This is a genomic window from Cryobacterium sp. Y29 (genome assembly GCF_002929825.1).
In the GTDB taxonomy this organism is placed as follows: domain Bacteria; phylum Actinomycetota; class Actinomycetes; order Actinomycetales; family Microbacteriaceae; genus Cryobacterium.
Genome location: NZ_PJJN01000011.1, coordinates 1 through 9,007 on the forward strand (window position 1 = coordinate 1; position 9,007 = coordinate 9,007).

Below are 9,007 nucleotides of genomic sequence, written 5' to 3' on the forward strand. Positions count from 1 at the left end.
AGCCGACAAACCCACCGAGAATGACCGACTCGAACTAGCCGCCTAAACTCCCACTGGCCTCATTCACCTTGACAAATTCCGCCGGCCACATTGCACCAGATGATCCACGGTTGCACTGCGCTGTCATCGGCGTCCCTATTCAATGGGATGACAGCATCATTGGAACGTGTGTCATCTTCAGCGCCACTCCTGGGCGTGTGTTCACGACGACAGATGCCAAACTCGTCGAACTCTTCGCGCACCACGCGGCGATTGCACTCGCGAACTCAACACTGTATGCGAAGGCCGCTGACCGCACTCGCGAGGCTGCCGTGGCCGCAGAACGAGAGCGGGCCGTTCGGGACGTGCACGAGACAGTCGGGAGGTCGCTTGCATCATTGCTTCTGCACCTTGACGAGGCAGACAAGGCGGACCGCAATGGCGAACCTGCCGCAATATTCATCAGTAGTGCCCGCACGGTTGCCCATGACGCTTTGACCGAGACGCGCCGTACGGCACTCGGACTTGGCCCGGCATCACTTGAGGGTCGAACCCTCGAAGCAGCGATCGGCACAGAGCTCGCCTGGGTGGAGTCCATGAGTATGACTACGACTGGATTCGTTATCGTCGGCACACCGCGCCCTCTCGCGCCAGAAATTGCACACCAGGCATTCAAGATCGTTCAAGAAGCCCTCAGCAACGTTGTTTCGCATGCAAGTGCCGGAAGCGCTCGGGTCGGACTCGTCTACGACACCCAGGTGCTGTCAGTTTTAATCGATGACGATGGTCGGGGTTTTGACCTCGCCGAGGCACACGGCGGGCACTTCTCGTCATTGTCTTCCGGCTGCCTCGGGCTCCACGGGATGATGTCGCGCGCAAGTCACCTCGATGGTGAGCTCGACATCGATACGACTCCGGGATGGGGAACCAAGATTCGAGCGACTATCCCGTATATTTCCGGAACCGGCGAAAGCGTCCCGCAGCTGCGCTGGAAGGTTCTCATCGCGAACGACCAACCGATTATCAGTGCCGGACTCGTTCGGCTCCTGAATCTGAGCGAACCTGCAATCCAGGTCACCGCGGAGTTGAGTTCGGGGCGTCAACTGGTCGATGCCTATGAGATGCTCCGTCCGGACGTGCTCATTGTCGACCTACGGGTGCTCAACGGGGAACTATTCGGCACGCTCGCGAAGATACGTGAGTTTGACCAAAACGCCACAATCGTTGTCCTCACCGAAAACCCGACCGTTGACCAGATTCGTTCAGCAACGCAAGCAAACGTCCGCGGATTCCTCAGCCTCAAGTCCGATGCCGCAACGATCTCACGCGTGATCGTTGCCGCGTGTCGTGGCGAAGCGCTGCTTCAGAACGATATTCTCGACCACCTCACCGGTTTCTCCTCACATGGATCCGACGGTAAAACTCTCACTCCACGGGAGCGTCAGGTGCGCCCACTCGTCGAGCGGGGCATGGCAGATAAGCAGATCGCCAGCGCATTGTTCATTTCGGTAAAGACGGTCGAAAAGCACGTCGGATCATTGCTCCGAAAGACCGGGGCGCACAATCGCACGATGCTCGTCCACATGAACCGGGAGCACAGCTCGATAGGCGCGATCGCCGAGTGTTAGAGAAATCCCCACCCCGAAAAGGCGGGGAAATCCTGTATGGTTCGAGACGTACCACCTGCCCTACCGTAAAAATATCCAAACACGGAGGTTGCTGTGAGTGTCGTGCCAATGAAAGACATCGTCGATCGCGCATTCAGTGACCGCTACGGTGTCCCCGCCATAAATGTCTTCAACGATTTAACGTTGGAAGCGGTGCTTGCTGGGGCCGTAGAGGCAAGGTCCCCACTGATTGTCCAAACTTCAGTGAAGACCGTTCGGAGCATCGGGAGTGGCGTGTTTGCCAGTCTCTGGCGGTCGTTGACCGAGGGAATCGAAGTGCCGGTCTCGTTACACCTAGACCACTGCCCGGATCGCGCCGTCGTGACAGAGTGCCTCAAGCAGGGGTGGAACTCGGTGCTCTTTGACGCCTCTGCATTACCGGTCGAAGAGAACCAGCGGCAGACGATCGAAGTCGTGAAAGAGGCCCGGCTCTACGGCGCTCACGTCGAGGGCGAGATCGAGGCCATTACGGGTGTCGAAGACGACCACGGATCCGACCAAGAAACGGCGCGACAATCGCTTGAAGTCTCGCTGCGCTTTATCGAGGCGACTGGTGTTGACGTCTTTGCCCCATCGATTGGTAACGCGCACGGCACGTACAAGGCCACACCCGTACTCGACTTCGGCCGGGTCACTGACATTGTGGAGCGCCATCCAATCCCGATCGCGTTACACGGCGGGAGCGGACTGACCTCCGAGCAGTTCAGCGACCTGATCGCGCGCGGTTGCGCGAAGGTCAACATATCGACCTCCCTCAAGGAAACCTTCATGAAGTCAAGTCTCACCTTCCTTACTGAGGCACAGAAAAACGACAAATGGGATCCACCGTCGCTCTTTGCCCACACTCGGGCCGACATCGTGCACCTCGTCGTCAATCTGGCAGGTCAATTCGGTAGCGCTAATAAGGCGTGGTGAAAGCGATGCCTGCTCTGATCTTCGACTGTGATGGCGTACTCGCCGACACGGAACAGTACGGTCACCTGCCCGCGTTCAACCAAACCTTTCGCGAATTTGGGCTGCCCGTGCAGTGGAGCATCGAGGACTATGCCGACAAGGTGAGAATTAGTGGAGGCAAGGAGCGGTTGATGAGTTTGCTCACACCCGAGTTTGCTGAACAGATCGAAATCCCCGACGACCCGACGGCTCGCACTGCTCTCATAGCGTCATGGCATCGCCGGAAAACCGAGATCTACACGGATCTGATCGAGGGTGGTGTTGTGCCAGCGCGACCCGGTATCGATCGAATCGTGCGGGAGGCAAGTGCGGCAGGATGGACCCTCGCGGTCGCGTCTACATCGGCGGAGCCATCCGTTCGGGCGGTTCTCACCCACGCCGTCGGTCTCGAGCAAGCGTCACGTTTCGCGGTTTTTGCAGGCGACATCGTGGCGAAGAAAAAGCCGGCACCGGACATCTATCTGCACGCGCTATCTGTACTTGGAATATCGCCAGATGATGCGATCGTTGTCGAGGATAGCGAAAACGGCTTGCGCTCAGCGACGACGGCTGGTCTGCGAACCGTCGTGACGGTGAGTAGCTATACCTCTAGCGAGGACTTCTCCGCCGCCGCCCTCGTGGTCTCTTCACTTGGTGACCCGAATCCCGGCGAGATGACCCAGGTAATCGCAGACCCGTATGACATCAACCCAAGGTCGTTCATTCAGCTGGGCGATCTCGCCCGCATGGCAGCGCTCCCTCGCGCCAAACCTCAGGAGGCACAATGAAGACCCGCAGCATCATCGACACTGAATTCGTCGTCCGATCGATTGCCGAAACGGCGATTGAAAACGAAGACGCGTTTTGCAAACTCGACTCCGTCGTCGGAGACGGCGATTTCGGATACTCGCTTGCCCGCGGTTTCGAAAAAGTATTAGACGAGTGGGACGTCTTCGACCGCACAGACTCGAGTATTTTTCTGAAGAGTATTGCGCACACGATCACGAGCCGTATCGGGGGCACCTCCGGCCCCCTCTGGGGCACCGCCTTCCTGCGTGCCTCCACCGCAGTGCGCGGTCGCGATGAGGTCGGCGGCGCCGATGTCGTCGCAATGCTGCGGGCGGCGATCGAGGGCATCAAGGACCGTGGCAAGTCTGATGTCGGCGACAAGACGCTGCTCGACGCGCTTGTTCCGGCGACTGACGCTCTCGAGGTGGCCGTCGCACAGGGCTCGTCTTTCGAAAAGGCACTCGACGAGGCAGCGAAAGCCGCACGTGAAGCAGCAGACGCGACCAGCTCTCTCCAGGCAAGACGCGGACGCGCCAGTTACACCGGTGAGCGCAGTATCGGCTCGCCCGATGCCGGTGCGGTCGCCGTGGCCGTCATCCTCGAGCGGCTCACCATACAATCGCGTGACCGCTAACCCATAGGCCCCTCTGCCCCATCTGTACCCGAAGCCCATTCAGCATCACAAAGACGTGGAGAAACCATGAAGAAGTTCATCAACGATCCCAAGAATTTCGTTCCCGAAATGCTCAAGGGCCTCGCCCTCGCAAATCCTGACACGCTGAAGTACGTTCCGGAGTACAACCTCATCCACCGTGCCGATGCACCCAACGCAGACAAGGTGACCATCATCCAGGGTTCTGGATCAGGCCACGAACCCGCCCACGTCATGACTGTTGGGAAAGGAATGCTCGACGCTGCCTGCCCCGGAGATATCTTCGCTGCCCCTCCCGTCGATTACGTGTACGAGACGACGAAGCTGCTCGCCTCGCCAAAGGGAGTGCTACTGCTCGTCAACAACTACACCGGAGACCGAATGGCATTCGAGATGGCGCAGGAAATGGCGCGCGCCGACGGCATCAGAGTCGAGATGCTCTTTATTGACGACGACGTCGCGGTGGAGGACTCGCTGTACACGATCGGTCGCCGCGGAGTTGCCGGCAATTTTTTCGTGATGAAGGCAGTAGGCGCGGCCGCGGAAGCCGGCGCCGACCTTGATGAAATCATCCGGATCGGTGAGAAGGTCAACTCGGTTACGCGTACGATGGGCGTCGCACTGACGGCCTGCACCCCGCCCGCAAAAGGGTCACCCCTTTTCGATCTCGGGCCAGACGAGATCGAGATCGGTATCGGCATTCACGGTGAGCCCGGGCGCAGGCGCGGCAAGCTCGTCTCGGCAGACGAAATCGTGGATGACATTCTCGGAGCCGTCATCACGGACTTACCCTTCACGTCCGGCGATCGTGTCGCGCTCATGGTGAACGGCCTCGGTGGTACGCCGATCAGCGAGCTGTACCTGCTGTACGGCCTGGCACACGAGAAACTCGTCAGCGCGAGCATCACCGTCGGCCGTAATTACGTCGGTGAGTACTGCACGTCGCTTGACATGGCGGGCGCGTCAATCACCCTCGTCAAGCTCGATGAGGAAATCGAGTCGCTGCTCGCAGCACCGGCCGAGATCCCGATCCGCGTTTTCTGACTCGGACGTGCGCAGTGGGACTGGCACCAAAGTGGTGATCAGTCCCACGACGGGGCTTGTGATTATTCAGGTGCCCCGTGACCGGGACGGCACGTTCACTCCGGTGATGGTGCCGAAACGACGGCGTATTTTCTTAACCGTGTGTGTTGTGGGGGAAGATGAATGGACGGCTCGGGAAAGAGCCAATCCGCGTTGCACGGATCTGGCCGTCTGGCCTAGCTCAAATTCCTCCTGTTTTTAGTTGATCCGCGATGTACTCGGCCTGTCGGATGGCCAGCGCCACGATCGTAAGCGTGGGATTGGCGGCCGCGCTGGTGGTGAACACGGACCCATCGCTAATGAACAGGTTGGGTACGTCGTGGGCGCGTCCCCACTTATCAACGACACCATCTTCGGACCGCGCACTCATTCGTGACGTGCCCATATTGTGCGTGGACGGGTACGGGGGAGTGCGCTGCGCACCGACCGAACCAACAGCCTCATACAGCAGTTCAGCTTGCGCGTATCCGTGCTCGCGCATGGCAATGTCGTTGGTATGGTCGTCGAAGTGCACGTTGGGTACGGGGAGGCCATTCTTGTCAGACAACGTCGTGTTCAGAGTGACTCGGTTACTTTCCTGTGGCAGGTCTTCGCCGACGATCCAGAGCCCGGCCGTATTGGCATACGCTTCAAGAATTTCGGTGAATCCACGCCCCCACGCCCCGGGATCACTGAAGCTGGCCAGAAAGGCTGGCCCCAGGGAGATTGTCTCCAAAAAGTAGCCACCAGCGAAGCCTCGATCGGGGTCATGCCGGGACTCGTCCGCGATCACTCCGGCCATGGTTTCACCGCGGTGCATCCGTACCGGGTCCTTGAACCTGGCGTAGAGCGAACCGGTGGTGTGTCGCATGTAATTGCGACCGACTTGGCCGGAGGAATTGGCCAAGCCATCGGGGAACATTGGGCTGGCAGACTGAAGCAATAACCGGGGCGTTTCGATAGAGTTCGCAGCTACTGCGACGAGTCGGGCGGCCTGTCGTTGCAAGTTGCCGTCTTTGTCCAGATAAAGTACCGCGTCTGCTCGTCCCGAAGCATCGTGGGTGATCTGCACCGCATGGCTCTCGGGTCGGAGGTCAAGCAACCCCGTTGCTTCTGCACGAGGGATTTCGCGCACCAGCGTCGACCATTTCGACTTGTTCTTATCACCCTGAAAGTTAAAGCCGTCCTGAATGGATGCCGGACGACCGTCATACTCCTCAGCGTTCGTCGCATACGGGCCCGTCGAATAAAACTTGTATCCCAACCGTTCGGCGCCGTTTGCGAAGACCGTGTAATTGTTATTCGCGGGTAGCGGCTTGCGACCGTGCACATGCGTCGATCCCATCGCGACTTCGGCTTTGTCGTAGTAGGGCGCGAGCTCGACCAGGGTGATCGGCCAGTCGAGGAGATTGGCACCGTCGATTCGACCGTAGGTACTTCGCGCAGCGAATTCGTGAGCTTTGAATCGCGGTGTCGCACCGGACCAGTGCGTTGTCGTGCCACCGACCGCCTTCACAATCCACGCCGGAAGGTTGGGGAAATCGCGAGCGATTCGCCAGGAGCCTGACGTGGTTCGCGGGTCAAGCCAGGCCATCTGGTTGAACGCCTCCCACTCATCGTTGACATAGTCCTCGTTGCGCAGGTACGGACCCGCCTCCAGAACCACAACCGGAAGACCTTTCGCCGTCAGTTCGTAAGCAAGCGTTCCACCCCCAGCCCCTGATCCGATGATGACGATCGCTGCCTCATCATGCTCAATATTGCTCACTTCGTCATCTCCATCATGGTTGCGTCGCGTTTACCGGGTTGATTGCTGGTGTCACGCTCTATCGCGGGCGTGTTTTCGCCGCCGCGAATTTTTGCCACGGACGCGTTTGTGGCAATTTCGATGAGTTGCTCCGGCCCGTCGTAGGTTTCGGTCCGCGCTTCGGGAAGCCAATCAAGGTCGTTGAAGCCACGGTTGATGTATCCCCCTTTGTCGAAGCTCGGTCCTTCGTAGCCGAGGATCTCCCAGACGTCCTCGTTGTCATACAGATTCAGCACGGTCGTGCGCCTGATAAAACCGAAAAACTCCGTGGTCTCGATTCGGCGCAAAACCTTGGTGCCGTCTTCGTCGTTCAAATCGCGGAAATCGCCTCCGGCCAGGTGGCCCAGGGTGAGGAGTCCCTGCGTGAGCGCGACGCGAAACCAGGTTGAGTTCTCGGCCTCCCGCAAGATCGTGTCTGCCGTCCGTTCATAGGGAGCGTCGGGAAATGACGGGTGGGGAAACGCAACCCGAATAACTCGGATGAGCACGCTCCGCGCTTCATCAGTCAATTCCGTCGCATTCATTTGAGGATACTTGGCGGGAAAAGCCATTATTGAGCTCCTTTGCTCACAGTTGTCGACTTGGGGGTAATTCGCGTTGATGTCTTAGGGGACGAGGATTCCGCGACCGATGATTCGTCCGGCAGCCAAATCTGCGATCGCGTCAAGAGTTGCGTCCAAGGGATAGACAGCGGTGTGCAGCGTGACCTTGCCTTGAGCAGTGAGCGTCATGAGCTCGACGAGGTCGTTGTAGGTTCCGACCAAGTTTCCGATGACGTTGATTTCACGCGAAATAATCTCAATAGTGGTGATATTGACCGCGCCACCGTAACCGATCACGTAATGCGACCCACGATTACGCAGAAGACGCGGAGCGAGCAACTCCGCACCGCGCTCTCCGACGAAGTCGAATAGAACATGTGCTCCACCATCCGTGATCTCGAGCACCTTCTTCTCGACGTCATCGTCGGTCGTTGACAAAACGGTGTGGTGCGCACCAAGTTTCGTAGCGAGCTCGAGAGCAGCCTCACTGCGGTCGACGACCGTTATGGTCGCACTCGTGATCGCCGCGAGCGCCTGAATTCCGATGTGTCCGAGACCACCGGCACCGACCACGACCGCGTGGGTTCCAGGAAATAAAACATCTGCAGCCTTACGCACGGCGTGGTACGCGGTCAGACCTGCATCAGCCAGCGCGGCTACGTCCTTCGGTTGCAGCCCGTCGTCCAACCGGACCACCGCCCGTGCATTGGTCAGAAGCTGCTGAGCCATGCCGCCATTCGCGTTGATTCCCGGAAAAGTCGCGTTTTCACAGTGCGAGTCCTGGCCCACTCTGCAGGCCGGACACAGACCACAACTCGTCAGCGGATGCATGATCACTGTGTCACCCGGTTTCACGTTATTCACCGCACTGCCGATTTCGCGAACCCATCCCGCGTTCTCATGCCCCAGCGTATACGGCAGGTGCGGGTGCTGGATGGGATCCCACTGCCCCTCAATAATGTGAAGATCCGTGCGGCACAAACCAGCAGCACCAACATCGACAATGACGTCCCAGGGCCCGATTAGATTGGGCTCCGCCACCTCCTCGATCTTCGGATTTTCCCCATAACGGTGCAGACGAACAGCCTTCACAATTTCTCCTCATCGAGATCACACAAGCCACACCCGTGCTGCGCTTCAGTTTGGAACACCTCAAGACGCCACACCACGCCGGTTTTCACAAATTGAGAATGCATCGTTCGATCTGACTCCAGCGAATCCGTCAACCGTGCTGCGGTCATGTCAAAGCGATTGCCCGCACCGGCAAAGAGCGGGGTCAGTGTTTCGCATTCCCTGGGACATAGGACCGTGTATCTATAGCTAGTGCTGACTGAAAGCAGGGCCATTATCGCGGCGGTTTCCCGAGGCGGCATGAGCAGCCGGGCGACGAAGGCGTGGTGTTGTGGCTGGAAGTTTCACAGTGGGACTGCACGACCAAGATTCAGCAGTGCAGTCCCGGCGACGGGTGACTCTTTGTGAACTAGTCCTTGATGGTGGAGCGTTTGAGGCTTGTTGCGTCTTCGAGGGAGAGTTCGGAGTCGGCGAAGGTTTGGTCGTCTGCGAATGATTTCATGCG

9 protein-coding genes are annotated in these 9,007 nt (G+C 58.7%); 6 read left to right on the plus strand and 3 right to left on the minus strand.

Annotated elements, in window-relative coordinates:
* Positions 1-110 precede the first annotated feature (110 nt).
* From CXY74_RS00110 to CXY74_RS18330, 6 genes are all read left to right on the plus strand, one after another.
* Positions 111-1,607, plus strand: a complete 1,497-nt coding sequence (locus CXY74_RS00110; protein ID WP_370446105.1) for a LuxR C-terminal-related transcriptional regulator — start codon at positions 111-113, stop codon at positions 1,605-1,607.
* Positions 1,608-1,715: 108 nt separating this feature from the next.
* On the plus strand, positions 1,716-2,561 hold the full coding sequence (locus tag CXY74_RS00115) for a class II fructose-bisphosphate aldolase (RefSeq protein WP_233193050.1): 846 nt from the start codon (positions 1,716-1,718) through the stop codon (positions 2,559-2,561).
* Between the two features lie 5 nt (positions 2,562-2,566).
* On the plus strand, positions 2,567-3,367 hold the full coding sequence (locus CXY74_RS00120) for an HAD-IA family hydrolase (protein WP_104198545.1): 801 nt from the start codon (positions 2,567-2,569) through the stop codon (positions 3,365-3,367).
* Entirely contained in the window at positions 3,364-4,002 is a 639-nt protein-coding gene (gene dhaL, locus CXY74_RS00125; RefSeq protein ID WP_104198546.1) for a dihydroxyacetone kinase subunit DhaL, read from the plus strand. The genes CXY74_RS00120 and dhaL overlap by 4 nt, the downstream gene beginning before the upstream one ends.
* A 66-nt stretch (positions 4,003-4,068) precedes the next feature.
* The gene (gene dhaK / locus CXY74_RS00130) at positions 4,069-5,064 is read left to right on the plus strand and encodes a dihydroxyacetone kinase subunit DhaK (RefSeq protein ID WP_104198547.1); all 996 of its coding nucleotides are present in this window, start codon (positions 4,069-4,071) and stop codon (positions 5,062-5,064) included.
* Positions 5,006-5,305, plus strand: coding sequence for a transposase (locus CXY74_RS18330; protein WP_146069973.1), 300 nt, complete (start codon positions 5,006-5,008; stop codon positions 5,303-5,305). Before dhaK ends, CXY74_RS18330 begins: the two co-directional genes overlap by 59 nt.
* Here CXY74_RS18330 and CXY74_RS00135 read toward each other — a convergent pair.
* The 3 genes from CXY74_RS00135 to CXY74_RS17785 are packed head-to-tail and all read right to left on the minus strand — an operon-like array spanning position 5,285 to position 8,523.
* Positions 5,285-6,850 (minus strand): GMC family oxidoreductase, encoded by a 1,566-nt coding sequence (locus CXY74_RS00135; protein WP_104198548.1) that lies wholly within the window; start codon positions 6,848-6,850, stop codon positions 5,285-5,287. The genes CXY74_RS18330 and CXY74_RS00135 overlap by 21 nt on opposite strands.
* Complete coding sequence (locus CXY74_RS00140; protein ID WP_199183092.1) at positions 6,847-7,440, minus strand: hypothetical protein; 594 nt, start codon at positions 7,438-7,440, stop codon at positions 6,847-6,849. Before CXY74_RS00140 ends, CXY74_RS00135 begins: the two co-directional genes overlap by 4 nt.
* Before the next feature lie 54 nt (positions 7,441-7,494).
* Positions 7,495-8,523: an NAD(P)-dependent alcohol dehydrogenase gene (locus CXY74_RS17785; protein ID WP_104198549.1), complete on the minus strand. Its 1,029-nt coding sequence runs from the start codon at positions 8,521-8,523 to the stop codon at positions 7,495-7,497.
* Positions 8,524-9,007: the final 484 nt, after the last annotated feature.

Excerpts from the sequence above, each read along its gene's own strand:
- CXY74_RS00115 (WP_233193050.1), top strand. The coding sequence starts at position 1,716 with ATGAAAGACATCGTCGATCGCGCATTCAGTGACCGCTACGGTGTCCCC.
- CXY74_RS00120 (WP_104198545.1), top strand. The coding sequence starts at position 2,567 with ATGCCTGCTCTGATCTTCGACTGTGATGGCGTACTCGCCGACACGGAA.
- dhaL (WP_104198546.1), top strand. The coding sequence starts at position 3,364 with ATGAAGACCCGCAGCATCATCGACACTGAATTCGTCGTCCGATCGATT.
- dhaK (WP_104198547.1), top strand. The coding sequence starts at position 4,069 with ATGAAGAAGTTCATCAACGATCCCAAGAATTTCGTTCCCGAAATGCTC.
- CXY74_RS18330 (WP_146069973.1), top strand. The coding sequence starts at position 5,006 with ATGAGGAAATCGAGTCGCTGCTCGCAGCACCGGCCGAGATCCCGATCC.
- CXY74_RS00140 (WP_199183092.1), bottom strand. The coding sequence starts at position 7,440 with ATGGCTTTTCCCGCCAAGTATCCTCAAATGAATGCGACGGAATTGACT.